The organism is Pseudomonas sp. 39004 (assembly GCF_028682155.1).
GTDB lineage: Bacteria > Pseudomonadota > Gammaproteobacteria > Pseudomonadales > Pseudomonadaceae > Aquipseudomonas > Aquipseudomonas capeferrum.
In genome coordinates, this window is the sequence record NZ_JANIAG010000140.1 from 1 (window position 1) to 15182 (window position 15182).

The 15182-nt window shown below is 64.2% G+C and carries 15 protein-coding genes; 6 read left to right on the forward strand and 9 right to left on the reverse strand.

Annotated elements, in window-relative coordinates:
- Nucleotides 1–254: 254 nt before the first annotated feature.
- A complete protein-coding gene (locus NP534_RS20475; RefSeq protein ID WP_186659498.1) occupies nucleotides 255–905 on the reverse strand; it encodes a TIGR04211 family SH3 domain-containing protein in 651 nt (216 codons plus the stop codon).
- 203 nt (nucleotides 906–1108) lie between these two features.
- Nucleotides 1109–2158 carry a YVTN family beta-propeller repeat protein gene (locus NP534_RS20480; RefSeq protein WP_274099903.1) on the reverse strand — a complete coding sequence of 350 codons (1050 nt, stop codon included), beginning with the start codon at nucleotides 2156–2158 and terminating at the stop codon, nucleotides 1109–1111.
- A 140-nt stretch (nucleotides 2159–2298) separates the two neighbouring features.
- On the opposite strand from NP534_RS20480, the gene NP534_RS20485 reads away from it, so the two are divergent.
- Nucleotides 2299–2778, forward strand: coding sequence for a VOC family protein (locus NP534_RS20485; RefSeq protein WP_274099904.1), 480 nt, complete (start codon nucleotides 2299–2301; stop codon nucleotides 2776–2778).
- Between the two features lie 44 nt (nucleotides 2779–2822).
- On the opposite strand, the gene NP534_RS20490 is transcribed toward NP534_RS20485, so the two are convergent.
- Nucleotides 2823–4574: a BCCT family transporter gene (locus tag NP534_RS20490; protein ID WP_095065095.1), complete on the reverse strand. Its 1752-nt coding sequence runs from the start codon at nucleotides 4572–4574 to the stop codon at nucleotides 2823–2825.
- A 312-nt stretch (nucleotides 4575–4886) separates the two neighbouring features.
- Between NP534_RS20490 and NP534_RS20495 the strand changes: the two genes are divergently transcribed.
- The 4 genes from NP534_RS20495 to NP534_RS20510 all read left to right on the forward strand — a co-directional run bounded on the left by NP534_RS20495 (nucleotide 4887) and on the right by NP534_RS20510 (nucleotide 7063).
- On the forward strand, nucleotides 4887–5204 hold the full coding sequence (locus tag NP534_RS20495; protein WP_274099905.1) for a hypothetical protein: 318 nt from the start codon (nucleotides 4887–4889) through the stop codon (nucleotides 5202–5204).
- An 8-nt stretch (nucleotides 5205–5212) separates the two neighbouring features.
- Nucleotides 5213–5413, forward strand: a complete 201-nt coding sequence (locus NP534_RS20500; RefSeq protein ID WP_186659508.1) for a DUF1289 domain-containing protein — start codon at nucleotides 5213–5215, stop codon at nucleotides 5411–5413.
- A gap of 53 nt (nucleotides 5414–5466) precedes the next feature.
- Nucleotides 5467–6108, forward strand: a complete 642-nt coding sequence (locus NP534_RS20505; RefSeq protein WP_274099906.1) for a LysE family translocator — start codon at nucleotides 5467–5469, stop codon at nucleotides 6106–6108.
- A gap of 136 nt (nucleotides 6109–6244) precedes the next feature.
- Nucleotides 6245–7063, forward strand: coding sequence for a substrate-binding periplasmic protein (locus NP534_RS20510; RefSeq protein WP_274099907.1), 819 nt, complete (start codon nucleotides 6245–6247; stop codon nucleotides 7061–7063).
- Here NP534_RS20510 and NP534_RS20515 read toward each other — a convergent pair.
- The 6 genes from NP534_RS20515 to NP534_RS20540 form a co-directional block, all read right to left on the reverse strand.
- Nucleotides 7057–7650, reverse strand: coding sequence for a nucleotidyltransferase family protein (locus tag NP534_RS20515; RefSeq protein ID WP_274099908.1), 594 nt, complete (start codon nucleotides 7648–7650; stop codon nucleotides 7057–7059). The two genes, NP534_RS20510 and NP534_RS20515, sit on opposite strands and share 7 nt — an antisense overlap.
- Nucleotides 7632–8660, reverse strand: coding sequence for an XdhC family protein (locus tag NP534_RS20520; protein WP_274099909.1), 1029 nt, complete (start codon nucleotides 8658–8660; stop codon nucleotides 7632–7634). Before NP534_RS20520 ends, NP534_RS20515 begins: the two co-directional genes overlap by 19 nt.
- 34 nt (nucleotides 8661–8694) lie before the next feature.
- Entirely contained in the window at nucleotides 8695–10041 is a 1347-nt protein-coding gene (locus NP534_RS20525) for a c-type cytochrome (RefSeq protein ID WP_274099910.1), read from the reverse strand.
- A 17-nt stretch (nucleotides 10042–10058) separates the two neighbouring features.
- Complete coding sequence (locus NP534_RS20530; protein WP_274099911.1) at nucleotides 10059–12305, reverse strand: xanthine dehydrogenase family protein molybdopterin-binding subunit; 2247 nt, start codon at nucleotides 12303–12305, stop codon at nucleotides 10059–10061.
- Entirely contained in the window at nucleotides 12305–12763 is a 459-nt protein-coding gene (locus NP534_RS20535) for a (2Fe-2S)-binding protein (RefSeq protein ID WP_274099912.1), read from the reverse strand. Before NP534_RS20535 ends, NP534_RS20530 begins: the two co-directional genes overlap by 1 nt.
- 130 nt (nucleotides 12764–12893) lie before the next feature.
- Nucleotides 12894–13019 (reverse strand): hypothetical protein, encoded by a 126-nt coding sequence (locus tag NP534_RS20540; protein ID WP_274099913.1) that lies wholly within the window; start codon nucleotides 13017–13019, stop codon nucleotides 12894–12896.
- Between NP534_RS20540 and NP534_RS20545 the strand changes: the two genes are divergently transcribed.
- Nucleotides 13018–15182, forward strand: a 2165-nt coding sequence (locus NP534_RS20545; RefSeq protein ID WP_274099914.1) for an OsmC domain/YcaO domain-containing protein, incomplete at its 3' end; no start/stop codon positions are given. The two genes, NP534_RS20540 and NP534_RS20545, sit on opposite strands and share 2 nt — an antisense overlap.

Below are 15182 nucleotides of genomic sequence, written 5' to 3' on the forward strand. Positions count from 1 at the left end.
GCATCGCGAGCGAAGCTCGCTCCTACATCTGTTTCGGGCCAGTGAGTCCTTTTATATAGGCGCGCGACCCCTTGTTTGTACGACGCGATGTCGAGCCGGGCGCCAAGGGGCCGCGCGCAAATACTTCAGGAATAATTGGCCCGAAACAGATGTAGGAGCGAGCTTCGCTCGCGATGCGCCGCGCGGGCGGCGCTCGATCTCACAGGCGCCGCCCCCCCAAGACATGCACCTTGAGCTCCACTGTCGCCCTCACCTCAGAACCAGCGGTCGTTCTTCTTCCGCCCGCGGGTCAGCGCCGGCATGATCAACCCCACCAACAAACCCGCGCCGGCAATGCTGCCGCCATACACCATATAGCGCATCATCACCTGCTTGTTCTCGTCCCCCAGGCGCGCCTGGGTGTCGCGCAGGGTCGACTGGCTCTGGTCCAGCTGCTCGTTCAGCGCCTGGTTGCGCGCCTCCAGCTCATCGATCAATTGCTTGCGCGAATCCAGCGTTTCCTGCATGCCCTGCACGCGGTTCTTCCAGCTGTCATCGATACTCTTGAGCTGCCCGGACAGGTCCGCCACCTGGGCATCGAGCTGCGGCAGCCGCTCGCCCTGGCCAGGCACGTCCTGCAGGTCGCTGCTGAGGATCCACACCAGGTCACCATTCTGCCCGCGTACCTGGCTGTAGCTGCCCTGGCTGCCGACCAGGGTCAGCTTTTGACCAGATTTGAGCGTGCCGACGATGCGGTGGCCATCGGTCGGCCCACTGCGCACATAGGTACTCAGGCTGTCACTGACCCAGCGCGCATCACTGGCAGGCGTTTCGGCATGCACCGGGGCGGCTAGGGCCACCAGGGCTGCGATCAGGCCGCCGCGCAGGGCTGGGAGGGCGGAAAATGTTGGACGGGAGTCGGGCATGTTGAGTCTTCGCTGAAACAGGACAAAAGTAGGCCCGATGACTGGGCCGATGAACCGGTCGGTGAGTTGACCGTCAGCGAAAGACCGTTTTTATGTAAGCAGGTTCACTACCTGATGTCGGAAATGTCTGCAGAATGTTGCAAAAGCCGAGGTGCACGGCCTGTCACGATGGTGGTTGAAACACCGCAACAGGCGCGTGGCGATCAGCTCTCTGGCTGCGGCACGATGGCCAGTGCATCAGGCTCTGGCCCGGTTTGCCAGCGTGCCTTCTCGCGCCAGTCAGCGGTATCGATGACGGCTACCTGGTCACCGCCACTGATGGCCACGTAGACCCGTTTGCCATCCGGCGAGACCACCGCACCGATCGGCAGGGCTTCGGCACCCAGCAGTGTCTCGCGGTATTCGGCACCTTCCTGAGCCAGGCTGATGCGCTTGATCTCGCGCTTGGCCGCGACATCGAACACGGCCAGCTCCGCCGACTTGGCGCAGGTGACCAGGGCATGCTTGCCGTCCGGGGTCATTACGACGCGTATCGGAAACAGGCCGGTACGGAGGCGGTCGGTGACCTCCAGGCGTTCGGCATCGACGATCACCACTTCATTGCCTTCGCGATTGCTGACCCACACCTGTGCGCCCGTCTGGGTCACCGCAACGCCCTCACTGCCGTTGCCGGTGGGGATGTCGGCGATCTTCTTCTTGTGCAGCAAGTCGATGACCGACAACGTGCCGGACTCTACATGGGTTACGTAGGCGCGGTCCGCACCGGGCGACAGGGCGACCATGTGCGGCTTGCCGCCGCCGACGTCGATGCGGTCGAGGACCTGGCCCTGGGCCAGGTCGACGATCAGCAGGCGCTCGCTGTCCTCGGTGGTGACCACCACCCGCTGGCTGTCCGGCAGGAAGCGGATGCCGTGGGGGCGCGAGTCCTTGCCCAGGTCGATGGTGCGCACCACGCTGCGTGACGGCCAGTCGATCACGCTCAGGCTGTTGTTGGCGGTGCCGTGGGCGCCATAGTTGCCCACCACGGCCAAGCGGCCATTGCTGGCAACTACCACCTCGTGCGGGCCGGTGCCCACGGGCAGGCGGACCAGTTCCTTGCCGTTGCTGATGTCCAGTGCCGAGACACTGGCATCGGCCTTGTTGCCCACCAGCAGCACATCCTGCGCCTGAACCAGCGGCGCGCAGGCCAGTAGCGCGCCAGCCAAGGCCAGGTTACGGATGCGGAGGGCGATCGGGTTGTAAGGGTAGGGCATGTCCAGTCTCCTTTGGATTACAGTCCATGTTGCATGCTCACAGGGTGTGACCGGGGCAGGGTGGCAAGGGTTTCGTTTTTTTGCCGCGCCACGCTCACGATCTAGACTGAAGGGTTCACACCTGTTCATGGAGCTACACCATGACTGCCAAGAATACGGTTTGCCTCTGGTACAACAATGATGCCGAGGAGGCGGCGAACTTCTACGCCGCAACCTTCCCCGACAGCCGCGTGGTGGCGGTTCACCAGGCCCCCAGTTATTACCCGTCGGGCAAGGCGGGTGATGTGATCACCGTCGAATTCACCGTGATGGGCGTGCCCTGCGTAGGGCTTAACGGCGGCACGGCGTTCAAGCACAGCGAAGCGTTCTCGTTTCAGGTCAGCACCGAAGACCAGGCCGAGACTGACCGCCTGTGGAACGCCATCGTCAGCAATGGCGGCGAAGAGAGCGTCTGCGGCTGGTGCAAGGACCGATGGGGGGTTTCGTGGCAGATCTGCCCGCGCATCCTGATCGAGGCCATCGGTAACCCTGACCGGGCGGCGGCCAAGCGGGCCTTCGAGGCCATGATGGAAATGGGCAAGATCGATGTCGCCGGGATCGAGGCGGCATTGAAGGGCTGACGGCGAGCAACCCAGGGGCCGACTGACGGCCCCCAGCTCGCGGCTTAGTCGTTCAACTCCACGTCGGCCTGGGGTTGTGTCTGCTTGGTCGCAGACTTCTTCTCCTGCACCACGATGTAGAACTCCTCGCCATGTTTCACCGCGCCATACAGCACGGCCTTTTCGATCAGCTCGGTACCCCGCAGATGCCGCAGCATCATCGGGTCCTTGCGCAGGTCGCGGTACAGCGCCAGGCACAACAGCACCATCACCACGACAAACGGCAGCGCCACCACGATCGTCAGGTTCTGCAACCCCGTCAGTGCCTCGCCGGGGTTGCTGGGGTCGCCGATCGCCAACATGACCGCCGCCACCGTGCCGGTCAGCGCCCCCCAGAAGATCACGGTGCGCCGCGACGGTGCGGTGGTGCCGTGTTCCGACAGGGTGCCCATGACCAGTGAGGCGGCATCGGCGCCGGAGACGAAGAAGATGCCCACCAGGATCATCACCAGCACCGAGGTCAACGAGGCCAGCGGGTAGCTGTCCAGCAGCTGATAGAGCGCGTGGTTGCTGTTGACGGCGCCATTGACCAGCGCGAAGCTGCCCTCGCGCAGGGCGTCGATCGCCGCACCGCCGAAAATGGTGAACCACACCAGGCTGACCAGGCTCGGTACTAGCAGCACCCCGGTGACGAACTGGCGAATGGTGCGGCCGCGGCTGATGCGGGCAATGAACATGCCGACGAAAGGCGTCCAGGAGATCCACCAGGCCCAATAGAACACGGTCCAGCCGGCCAGCCAGCTGTCCATCTGCTCACCGCCGCTGGCGTTGGTGCGTGCCATCATTTCTGGCAGCAGCTTGATGTAGATGCCGATCGAGGTGGGCAGCAGGTTGAGCATCAACAGCGTCGGGCCGACCAGGAAGACGAAGGCCGCCAGCACCAGCGCCAGCACCATGTTGGTGTTGGACAGCCACTGGATACCCTTGCCGATGCCGGACACTGCGGAAGTGACGAAGGCAATGGTCAGCAAGGTGATGATCGAGATGTAGAACAGCTTGCCAGGGCTCTCGATCCAGCCGTTGTATTCCAGGCCGCCGGCGATCTGCAGGGCGCCCAGGCCAAGCGAGGCGGCAGAGCCGAACAGTGTGGCGAAGATCGCCATCATGTCGATCACGCGCCCGACGGGGCCGTTGGCGTGCTTGCCGATCAGCGGCCGAAAGGCCGTGGAAATCAATTGCGAACGCCCGCGGCGGAACGTGCCGTAAGCGATCACCAGGCCGACGATGGCGTACATGGCCCAGGGGTGCAGGGTCCAGTGGAACAGCGTGGTGGCCATGGCCACCTGCATCGCCTCGCTCGATTGCCCGGTCGTCGTTCCGGGAGGGGGCGTCACATAGTGCGACAGGGGCTCGGCAACGCCGAAGAACATCAGGCCGATGCCCATGCCGGCGCTGAACATCATGGCCACCCAGGAAACGGTGCGGAACTCTGGCGCTTCGCCATCACGCCCCAGCGGGATCCTGCCATAGCGGCTGGCGGCCAGCCACAGCACGAAGATGACGAACACGGTCGAGGTGAGCACGAAGAACCAGCCAAAGTTGAGAATGACCCAGGACTGTGCCGACGACGCGCTGGCGGCAAGGCTGGCCTGGCTGACGAAGCCCCAGATGACGAAGGCAATGGCCAGAATGCTGGTGATGCCGAAGACGATCCAGTCGATCTTGCCCTCCAAGTGCCTGTCCTGGCGTGCCTCGGCGGTTTTCGAGGGGTCCGTAACGCCAAGGTCGAGCGTTTCGGTGATGTGTTCCTTTGCCATGAATAGTGATGCCCCTTTGTGGCTTACCTGCGTATGCAGGCTTGTTGTTGTGGGCTGCCGGGGTCGGTGACGGTCTCGGCGGGAAGTGCAGCTGGCCGGATTATCCTGCTTGGCAAACAGCGGCTCCTGTCCCGATAACGCCCTGGGGCGTCCACTGAACGACCTGTTTAATACTTTTAGTTCCGGGGGCGATGGCCCTTTCTGCGCCGCGTTCTGGTACCCTGATGGGCATTAACCTGGCCTGCATTCCCGAGCACCGTAGAAGCGGCGTTGCCTGCGGGCCTGGCCTTACCAGGAAACGGAGATTCGTCAATGGCCACTGACCGTGTGAGCCTGATTCATTTCGATAAATTGAGCATGAGCCCGGCTGCTGCCGATCGGTTCCAGACAGCCCTCGACGCGCTGGAAGCGCTCAAGCTGCAGGACCGTTACGTGTACCTCGTTGCTCCTTATCTGGGTGATATCGCCGACGCCTCCGACCGTGAGCAACTGGCCACGGCCATGGAGCAGGGCATCCGCGTCGTGCATGACCTGCTGGCCGCCAAGTCGATCACCAAAGCGAAGTCCGACGAGCTGTGCAACGTGTTTGAAAATGCCGCCGAGCGTGTGCGCGCTGAAATGCCGGCCTGAAGGGTGCAATGGCCAAGGACATAGACAACCCCTGCGTTTCGCTATGCCAGCTCAACAGCGAGCTGTGCGTAAGCTGTGGCCGCAGCCGTGAAGAAATCCGCAAGTGGCGTGGCATGAAGCGCCCGGAGAAGATGGCCACCGTGCAGCGGGCGGCCACGCGGATGAAGGCCATCGTCAAGAAGAGCGCGAAGCGGCAGAATGCCGACTGACCTTCGCATGCTGTTATAACCCGCGTTCCCTGAACCTTTATCGAGCCTGGAAAATGGATTCTCACTCGCTTCTTGCCTTTACCCTGGTTGCCGCGATCGCCATCGCCAGCCCTGGCCCTGCGACCCTGATGGCGATCAACAACAGCCTGGCCCATGGGCAACGCAGCGCGGTCTGGTCTTCACTGGGCAATGGCTCGGGCCTGTTCTGCCTGTCGGCAGCGGCCATGCTCGGGCTGGGGGCGTTGCTGGCAAGCTCCGAAGTGCTGTTCAACGCCGTCAAGATCATCGGCGCGGGTTACCTGTTCTACCTCGGCGCACGGCAGTTGTTGAAGAAGAGCCCGATGTTGGAGGAGGGCGCAACCGCCGGGGTGGCCAAGGAGCGGCCGACACCGCTCAAGCTGTACAAGTCGGCATTCCTGACGGCAGTGACCAACCCCAAGGCGACCATGTTCTTCACGGCGCTGTTCCCGCAGTTCATCGACCAGGGCGCCGCGTTGCTGCCGCAGTTCCTGATCCTTACCGGAATCTTCGTCGCCTTGTCGCTCGTTTCACTGACCCTGTACGCCGCGCTGGCCTCGCGGGCCAAGGGCGTGTTGACCCGGCCGGCGCTTTCGCGCTGGGTGAGCCGGGTCGTGGGCACGACCTTCATCGGCTTTGGTGCGGCGATTCTCACAATCCGTCGACAGTCGGCGTAGGTTTTTGCGGGCCGCCTGACGACGCGCAGCGGCCCTGGCAACTCCCCGGTCGATGAAAACCCTGGCGGCTGGCTGCCGATGGGCCAGACTGTCTACACCACGCGAAGCCAGATGCCCCATGTGCCGAGGGTTGTAGATGATCGAGCGTTGCTTTCGCCACGCCTTGCTGTCGTTGCTGTGCGCGCTGCTGCTGCCTGCGGTTGCAGGCGCGCAGGAGGCCTGCCAGCGCCTGACGGCCACCGGTAACCCCGAATACCCTCCTTATTTGTGGCGCGACCCGCATAACCCTCAGCAATTGATCGGGGCCAATGCCGACCTGCTCAAGTACCTGGGCAAGCAACTTGGGCTGGAGGTCGAAGTGGTCTACGGGGGGCCTTGGTCCCGTGCCCAGGAGCAAGTGCGCACAGGCCGTATCGACCTGCTCGCCGGGTATTTTCTGACCCAGGCACGGCAGCAACTGATGGACTTCATAAGCCCGGCCTTTCTGCACACGCCCAGCGTGGTCTGGGTACGCCAGCAAGGAGCCTTTGCCTACCATCAATGGGCTGACCTGCAAGGCCGTAAAGGCGGGATCCTGGTCAATAACAGCCATGGCCAGCAGTTCGATGACTATGCCACGGCCAACCTCACGCTCGAAGCGGTGCCCAGTGCCAAGCAGGCCTTCGAGAAGCTGCTGCTCAAGCGCAGCGACTACGTGGTGTTCGAGCACTATCCAGGCATGGCGTTGGCGCAGACGCTGGGCATGCAAGACAGCCTGCAGGTGCTAGACCCGCCGGTGTCCAGCGAAGGCTTGTACCTGGCGCTGTCGCATCAATCACCGTGCAACCAGCCGCAGTTGCGCGAAGACCTGGCACGGGAGATGAAAGCGATCGTTTCCGGCGCATTGCCAGAACAGTTGTTGCGCCAGAACCTGGAGCGCTGGCATCAACAGCACACAGCAGCCATTGTTCAATGACCCATCGGTAAACCGAGGGCCTGAGGGACATCCACGTCCAGCACCACCCCGGCATCGTCAACGGCGACCGTGATACAGGCGTGCGGGTTGTCCAGCATGACCTGCCGGCCGCCCTGATCACCTTGCAGTTGCGCCAGCGCCGGCCAGAACGCACGGCCGAAAATCACCGGATGCCCGCGCTGCCCCTGGTACTGCGGCAACACGATGTGTGCTGCACTGGCTTGCCGGCAGAGGGCTTGCAGGCTGCCGGGTGCGATCCATGGCATATCTGCCAACAGCACCGCCACCGCCTGGGCCTGTGTCTGCAGCAGCGCCGTAACCCCGGCCGCGAGGCTGGCGCCCATGCCAAGCGCTGCCTGCTCGGCCCGCACGATATGGGCTCGCGGGTCGATACCCAGGTGCTGCGCATCGTCACCCGGCCGTAGCACGACGTGCACTTCTGCGAAATGATCGAATGCGTGCGCCAACGCCGTGGCCAGCAGGGTGTGCCCGGAGGGCAGCCGTGCCAGGCGTTTGTCGCTGCCAAAGCGCTGCGCACGCCCGGCCGCCAGCACCAGCGCGGCGCAGATCACAGGTTGTGCTGGCACGCCTCGGCCTCCCGGGCAAGCTTGGCCTTGGTCACGTTGACTGCGCCAGGCAGGCACACGTCGTTCTTGGCCGCGAGGATCTCGGCCATGACGCTGACGGCGATTTCGGCCGGGGTCTTGCTGCCGATGTAGATGCCGATAGGGCCGTGCAGGCGCTTGAGGGAGGCTTCAGTCTCGCCAAAGTGTTCGATCAGGCGCTCGCGGCGCAATTGGCTGTTGCGCCTGGACCCGATCGCGCCGATGTAGAACGCCGGGCTGTGCAGCGCCTCGAGCAAGGCCAGGTCGTCAAGTTTGGGGTCGTGGCTGACGGCAACGATGGCGCTACGCAGGTCGGGGGCGAAGGCACGCACCACATCGTCCGGCATGCCGGCCAGTTTCGACACGCCCGCGACGCCCCAGCCGCCCATGTATTCAGGCCGTGGGTCGCACACCGAAACGTTGAAGCCATTGAACAGCGCCATGGTCGCCAGGTACTCGGCCAGCGCGCCGGCGCCGATCAGCAGCACGCGGTAGCCAGGGCCGAGGGTGCTGAGCATGCGCTGGCCATCGAAGCTGAACTGCTCGGGCGTGGTGCTGGGGATGAGCGCGGCTTCGCCGCTGTGCAAGTCCAGTTCGCGGCGCACCAGGCTGCCACTGTCGAGGCAGGCCAGCAGTTGTTCGAGGTGTTCTGCCGAAGGTTCGAACTCGAGGACCAGTTGCAGGGTGCCGCCACAGGGCAAGCCGAACCGGTGAGCGTCCTCGGCGCTGACACCGTAGCGCACCACCTCGGGCAGCCCGGTCTGCATACCTGGGCCACCGTAGGCAGTGGTGTAGCGGTGGATGAGGTCATCCTCGATGCAGCCACCGGACACGCTGCCGACCACGCGACCGTCGCTGCGCAACGCCATCATCGAACCGACCGGGCGAGGGGACGAGCCCCAGGTGCGGGCCACAGTGGCCAGCAAGACGCGCTCGCCGCTGGCAAGCCAGTCGCGAGCGGTGCGCAGGACCAGCAGGTCGATGCTTTCCATCATCTTTCTCCAAAGCGTAATGCTTGTGCCGGCTTCATCGCATGTGCAACACAATCGGGCTGCTGCTGGCCGGGTCTGTGTGCCCGCGCAACGTGCCCACGGCCTGCGCATCCACTGCACCACCGTGATTACCCCAGGCGCCGCGCACGAAGCTCAATACTTCGGCAATTTCCCGGTCGCTCAGCTGTTCACGGAAGGCCGGCATGCGGTAGGCGTCGGGCAGCCCGGCAGCGACGATGCGTTGCGAGCCATTGAGGGTGATGTTGATCGCCGACGCGCTTTCTTTGGCCAAGGCCGAAGTGGCCCCGGCCAACGGCGGCATCCACTCGGCCTGGCCCTTGCCGTCCAGGCCGTGGCACGACGCGCAACGGGTCAGGTAAGTATGCGCCCCAGGGTTATCGAGCTTCGCGGCTACCGATTCGGCCTGGTACTGCCACGGCGTACCGTCACGCTGTGGATCGCCGGGCAGCGATTTCAGATAGCGGCCGATCGCCGCCAGGTCATCGTCACTCATGAATTGCGTGGAGTTGTTGAACGCCTCGGTCATCGAGCCATAGACCACGGCATGCCGGTTGCGCCCGGTCTTGAGGAACTGCACGATCTCGGTTTCGCTCCAGCGGCCAAGGCCGGTGTTGTGGTCGGCGCGCAGGCTTGGTGCGTACCAGCCATCGAGCAGCGCACCGGCCAGGAAGGGTTTGCCACTTTCATCCAGGGCTTTCTCGTTGAAGGCCAGGCCTCGTGGGCTATGGCAGCTGCCACAGTGCCCTGGGCCTTGGACGATGTAGGCGCCGCGGTTCCACAGGGCGTCCTGATCAGGCTTGGCGGCATACGGTGTGTTGGCGGCGAACAGCCCGTTCCACAGCGCGATGGGCCAGCGCATGTTCAGCGGCCAGGGAATGTCACTGGCGAGGTTCGCCTGCTGGGCAGGTTGCACGCCCTTCATGAAGAACGCGTACAGGGCCCGCACATCGTCATCGCTGAGTTTGGCGTAGGAAGGGTACGGCATGGCCGGGTACAGCCGCCGGCCACCGGGGGCCACGCCGTGGCGTACGGCGCGGTCGAAGTCGGCAAGGCTGTAGTGACCAATGCCAGTGTCGCGGTCGGGGGTGACGTTGGTGGCGTGAATCGCCCCCAGTGGCGTGGCCATCTCCAGCCCGCCGGCGAACGGCTTGCCGCCGGGCAGGCTGTGGCAGGCCACGCAGTCGCTCAGCCGGGCCACATATTCGCCGCGGCTGACCAGTGCGGGGTCGAAACGGTCAGCCTGCTCGGCCTCGAAAGGTGACGCGGGGTCACGGGTGACGTACCAGGCCAGCAGGCCTGCCGCGACCAGGCACGGCAGCGCCAGCCAGCCGGCGGTTCTTGCGAATCGGCTGTGGGTCATGGGCGTTCCTTGTGCTGTCAGGTGAAGGTGTAGCGGCTTAGCGGAATGCTGCGGATGCGCTGGCCGGTAAGCCGCGCCACCGCGTTGGCCACCGCTGGCGCAACGGCAGGTAGCGGCGGTTCGCCGATGCCGCCCATCTTCGCGCCGCTTTCGACGATGCGCACATGCACCCGTGCCATGCGCGAGGGCGGCAGGATGGGGTACAGGTCGTAGTTGCGCCCGCGGGGCTGGCCGTCGATGTACACCGCCTCTTCCAGCAACGTCTGCGACAGGCCCAAGGCCACGGCGCCGTTGACCTGGGCCTCGATGATCGCCGGGTTGACGATGCTGCCCGGGTCGATCGCCTGCCAGATGTCGTGGACCTTGACCTGGCCATTCTCGATCGAGACTTCGGCGATCACCGCCGCTTCCGAGCCGAACGGCGAGGCCATCGCCACGCCGCGCGCCCGCTTGCTGCCGTCCTCGGCAGTGAACGGCCCGCGCTTCCAGCCGCCAGACAGTTCACCTACCGCGTGCAGCAGGTTGGTCAGGCGCTGATTGTCACGCAGCAGGTGCAGGCGCAGCTCATAGGGGTCCTTGCCACCCTTGTCGGCCAGCTCGTCGAGGAACGCTTCGTAGAAGAAGTCGTTCAGCGAATTGCCCACCGAACGCCAGTAGCCGAGCATGACCGGGCCTTTGACGTAGATCTGGGCAATGCGTTTGTTGGCGATGGCGTACGCTTTACCCGACAGCCCCTCCAGGGCGGTGGGGTCTATCTTGTCCCCCTGCTTGCCGGCCAGTGCCTCGGTCGGGCCTTCGGTGGCGCTCACCGCTTCTATGGCCACGGGCAGCCCGTCGGCGTCCAGCGCGGCGCGGAACTTGACCACCGCCAGTGGGCGCAACACGTCGCGCAGAAACTCTTCCTCACGGCTCCAGATCAGCTTGACCGGGCGGCCGACCGCTTTGGCCAGGGCGATGGCCTGAGGGTAAGGGTTTGCCGAGTCGTAGAGAAAGTGCCGGCCAAAAAAGCCGCCGAGCAAGGGCGAGTGCAGGGTGATGCGCGCAGCGTCCAGGCCGGTGCGCTTGGCGATGTCGTCGCGGAACATGTCCGGGGCCTGGTTGGGTAGCCAGACCTCCAGCGAGCCGTCGGGGTTGAAGCGGGCCAGGGCAGAAGGTGGTTCAAGCTGGGCGTGGTTGAGGTACTGGTTGTGGTAGGTGGCCTCGACCTTTGTCTTGGCATTGGCCAGCACACCTGCCACATCGCCTTCGTTTTCTTCGTCGCGGGCCGGGCCTTGCTCGCTGGCCAAGCGCTCCCGGTAGGCGTCGCTGGAAAAGTCCGCTGGCATCGGCCGTAGCGGGGTATCACTGCCGGGCTCTTGCCAGTCCACCTGGATGGCCTCGACCGCGCGTTTGGCATGCCACCAACGCTCGGCGACCACCGCCACCGCGCCCGGCAATTGATGCACGGAGTGCACGCCTTTCATGGCCTTTACCTGCGCTTCGTTGCGCAGGCTGCCCACCGTCATGCCCAGGCGGGGGGCATGCTGCACGGCGGCGTGCAGCATGCCGTCGAGCTTGATGTCGATGGTGTACAAGGCTTTGCCGGTGGATTTGTCATAGGCGTCGACCCGGCGTACCGGCTTGCCGATCCAGCGAAACTGGCTGGGGTCGCGCAGCTGTACGCTGGCCGGGTCTGGCACGGGCAGGTCGAGGGCGCGCTCGGCCAGTTCACCGTAGGGCAGTGAACGGCCAGATGCGGCGTGCACCACCTTGCCAGGCTCGGTGGACAGTTCGCCGAGCGGCACCCCCAGTTGTTCGGCAGCGGCCTGCAGCAACATGGCCCGGGCCAGCGCGCCGAGGCGGCGCATGGTCGGGTAGCTCATGCGCACCGACATGCTGCCGCCGGTGATGCGCATGCCGTTTTCCATCACCACATAGGCCTCGCCGGGCGGCGCGCTGTCGACCAGGAACGTGGCAGGGTCGGCATCCAGCTCTTCGCCAACGATCTGCGCCATGGCGGTGTAGGTGCCCTGGCCGCCTTCCATGAACGGGCAGAGCAGGCGTACGGTGCTGTCGGGCCGGATTTCGAGGAAAGCCGGGACCTGGGTGCCGCGCTCCTGGGCAGCAGCGGTGGCGGCCTGGGCCCTGGCCGAACCCAGCGGCAGGCCAAAGCCGAGCACCAGCGCACCGGCGGCGGCACCGGCCGAAGCCAGCAGGAAGCGGCGACGCGACAGGTTGACCGGCGCCCCCAAGGGCCCAAGCGGGCTATCGACAGGCGTGTTCATCAGGCACCCTCCTGCTGCGTGGCAAGGTCGTGCACGGCCGCATGGATGGCGTTGTAGGTGCCGCAGCGGCACAGGTTGACCATGGCCGCATCGATCTGCGCGTCGCTGGGGTTGGGCGTGTGTTTGAGCAGCGCGGTGGCCGCCATCACCTGGCCCGACTGGCAGTAGCCGCACTGCGCCACCTGGTGCTCGACCCAGGCTGCGACCACACGCTTGCCGACGCTGTCGGCCTCGATCGCCTCGATGGTGGTCACCTCACGCCCGACCACGCCTGCCACCGGGGTCACGCAGGCGCGCACCACGCTGCCGTCCACCAGCACCGAACAGGCGCCGCACTGGGCCAGGCCGCAGCCATACTTGGTGCCGGTCAGCCCGAGGTCATCACGGATCACCCACAGCAGCGGCGTGTCAGCGTCGGCTTCGACCTCATAGGTCTTCTGGTTGATGCGTAGTTCCATGGTTCACCTGCCCATCATCGGTTTGCTGTCGCGTCATTGTCTTTGAGCAGGGGGTACGTTGCCCCCCAGTGCAGAAACGCTAGCACAGCGCGGCGGCCGGTGAGCGGGCGCTGCTGGGAGGTCAGGAGGATCAGGCAAGCAATCCGGTGAAATGCGCAAGGCCGGCGATGCGCCAGGCAAACAGGACTTCCAGGCGAAAAACCCGGATAATGCCGGCCAATTCGTTTTGCACGCTTAAATCACGGTAATCCCGCATGGAAATCAAGGTCAATTTTCTCGACAATCTCCGCCTCGAAGCCAAGTTCGACGACTTCACGGTGATCGCCGACCAACCGATCCGTTACAAAGGCGACGGTTCGGCCCCAGGGCCGTTCGATTATTTCCTGGCGTCTTCGGCGTTGTGCGCGGCTTACTTCGTGAAGCTGTACTGCCAGACCCGCGATATCCCCACCGAAAACATTCGCCTGTCGCAGAACAACATCGTCGACCCGGAAAACCGCTACAACCAGATCTTCAAGATCCAGGTCGAGTTGCCCGAAGACATCTCCGAGAAGGACCGCCAGGGCATCCTGCGCTCCATCGACCGTTGCACGGTGAAGAAGGTGGTGCAGACCGGGCCTGAATTCGTGATCGAGGTGGTCGACAACCTGGATGCCGATGCCCAAGGGCTGTTGATGCCGGTGTCGGACACCAGCACCTACATCCCGGGCAAGGACCTGCCGCTGGAGCAGACCATCGCCAACATGTCGGCGATCCTGGCCGGGTTGGGGATGAAGATCGAGATCGCCTCGTGGCGCAATATCGTGCCTAACGTGTGGTCGCTGCATGTGCGCGATGCGCAGTCGCCGATGTGCTTCACCAATGGCAAGGGCTCGACCAAGGAGGCCGCGCTGGCCTCGGCGCTGGGTGAGTTCATCGAGCGCTTGAACTGCAACTTCTTCTACAACGACCAGTTCTGGGGCGAAGAGATCGCCAACGCTGCGTTCGTGCACTACCCGAACGAGCAGTGGTTCAAGCCTGGGCCAAAGGATGCGCTGCCCAGCGAGATCCTCGACGCGAACTGCCTGGACATCTACAACCCCGACGGCGAACTGCGCGGCTCGCACCTGTACGATACCAACTCGGGCAATACCGCGCGGGGCATCTGCTCGTTGCCGTTCGTGCGCCAGTCGGACCAAGAGGTGGTGTACTTCCCGTCCAACCTGATCGAGAACCTGTTCCTCAGCAATGGCATGAGCGCTGGCAATACCATGGCCGAAGCGCAAGTGCAGTGCCTGTCGGAAATCTTCGAGCGGGCTGTGAAGCGCGAAATCCTCGAAGGCGAGCTGTGCCTGCCGGATGTACCGCAGGAGGTGCTGGCCAAGTACCCGGGCATTATTGCTGGTATCCAGGGGCTGGAAGAGCAGGGCTTCCCGGTGCTGGTCAAGGATGCGTCGCTGGGCGGTGAATTCCCGGTGATGTGCGTGACCTTGATGAACCCGCGTACCGGTGGCGTGTTCGCCTCGTTCGGCGCGCACCCGAGCCTTGAAGTGGCGCTGGAGCGCAGCCTCACCGAGTTGCTCCAGGGCCGCAGCTTCGAGGGCCTGAACGACCTGCCGCAGCCAACCTTCGAAAGCCACGCGCTGACCGAGCCGAACAACTTCGTCGAACACTTCATCGACTCCAGCGGCGTGGTGTCGTGGCGTTTCTTCAGTGCCAAGGCCGATTTCGAATTCGTCGAGTGGGACTTCTCTGGCCACGGCGAAGACTCCAACGTGCAGGAAGCCGCGACCCTGTTCGGCATCCTTGAAGACCTGGGCAAAGAGGCGTACATGGCGGTGTACGACAACCTGGGTGCCACCGCGTGCCGCATCCTGGTGCCGGGCTACTCGGAGATCTACCCGGTCGAGGACCTGATCTGGGACAACACCAACCGGGCCTTGTCGTTCCGCGCCGACATCCTCAACCTGCACAGCCTGGACAACCGCTCGCTCAAACTGCTGCTCAAGCGCCTGGACAACTGCGATGTGGATGACTACACGACCATCACCACGTTGATCGGTGTCGAGTTCGACGACAACACGGTGTGGGGCCAGTTGACCATTCTTGAGCTGAAGCTGCTGATCTGCCTGGCTGTGCAGCGCTTTGAAGAGGCCAAGGAGCTGGTCGAGGCGTTCCTGCAGTTCAACGACAACACCGTCGAGCGCGGGCTGTTCTACCAGGCCTTGAATGTGGTGCTGGAAGTGGTGCTGGACGATGAACTGGAGATGGAAGACTACGAAACCAACTTCCGCCGCATGTTCGGCAACCCGCGAATGGACGCGGTGCTGGGCTCGGTAGACGGTAGCGTGCGGTTCCATGGCTTGACGCCGACCAGCATGAAGCTGGAAGGCCTGGATCGTCATTTGCGCCTGATCGAGAGCTACAAGAAGCTGCATGC

Coding starts and splice junctions, on each gene's coding strand:
- NP534_RS20510 (WP_274099907.1), top strand. CDS start 6,245: ATGATCGAGCGTTGCTTTCGCCACGCCTTGCTGTCGTTGCTGTGCGCG.
- NP534_RS20485 (WP_274099904.1), top strand. CDS start 2,299: ATGACTGCCAAGAATACGGTTTGCCTCTGGTACAACAATGATGCCGAG.
- NP534_RS20500 (WP_186659508.1), top strand. CDS start 5,213: ATGGCCAAGGACATAGACAACCCCTGCGTTTCGCTATGCCAGCTCAAC.
- NP534_RS20480 (WP_274099903.1), bottom strand. CDS start 2,158: ATGCCCTACCCTTACAACCCGATCGCCCTCCGCATCCGTAACCTGGCC.
- NP534_RS20495 (WP_274099905.1), top strand. CDS start 4,887: ATGGCCACTGACCGTGTGAGCCTGATTCATTTCGATAAATTGAGCATG.
- NP534_RS20535 (WP_274099912.1), bottom strand. CDS start 12,763: ATGGAACTACGCATCAACCAGAAGACCTATGAGGTCGAAGCCGACGCT.
- NP534_RS20525 (WP_274099910.1), bottom strand. CDS start 10,041: ATGACCCACAGCCGATTCGCAAGAACCGCCGGCTGGCTGGCGCTGCCG.
- NP534_RS20505 (WP_274099906.1), top strand. CDS start 5,467: ATGGATTCTCACTCGCTTCTTGCCTTTACCCTGGTTGCCGCGATCGCC.
- NP534_RS20520 (WP_274099909.1), bottom strand. CDS start 8,660: ATGGAAAGCATCGACCTGCTGGTCCTGCGCACCGCTCGCGACTGGCTT.
- NP534_RS20475 (WP_186659498.1), bottom strand. CDS start 905: ATGCCCGACTCCCGTCCAACATTTTCCGCCCTCCCAGCCCTGCGCGGC.
- NP534_RS20530 (WP_274099911.1), bottom strand. CDS start 12,305: ATGAACACGCCTGTCGATAGCCCGCTTGGGCCCTTGGGGGCGCCGGTC.
- NP534_RS20540 (WP_274099913.1), bottom strand. CDS start 13,019: ATGCGGGATTACCGTGATTTAAGCGTGCAAAACGAATTGGCCGGCATT.
- NP534_RS20490 (WP_095065095.1), bottom strand. CDS start 4,574: ATGGCAAAGGAACACATCACCGAAACGCTCGACCTTGGCGTTACGGAC.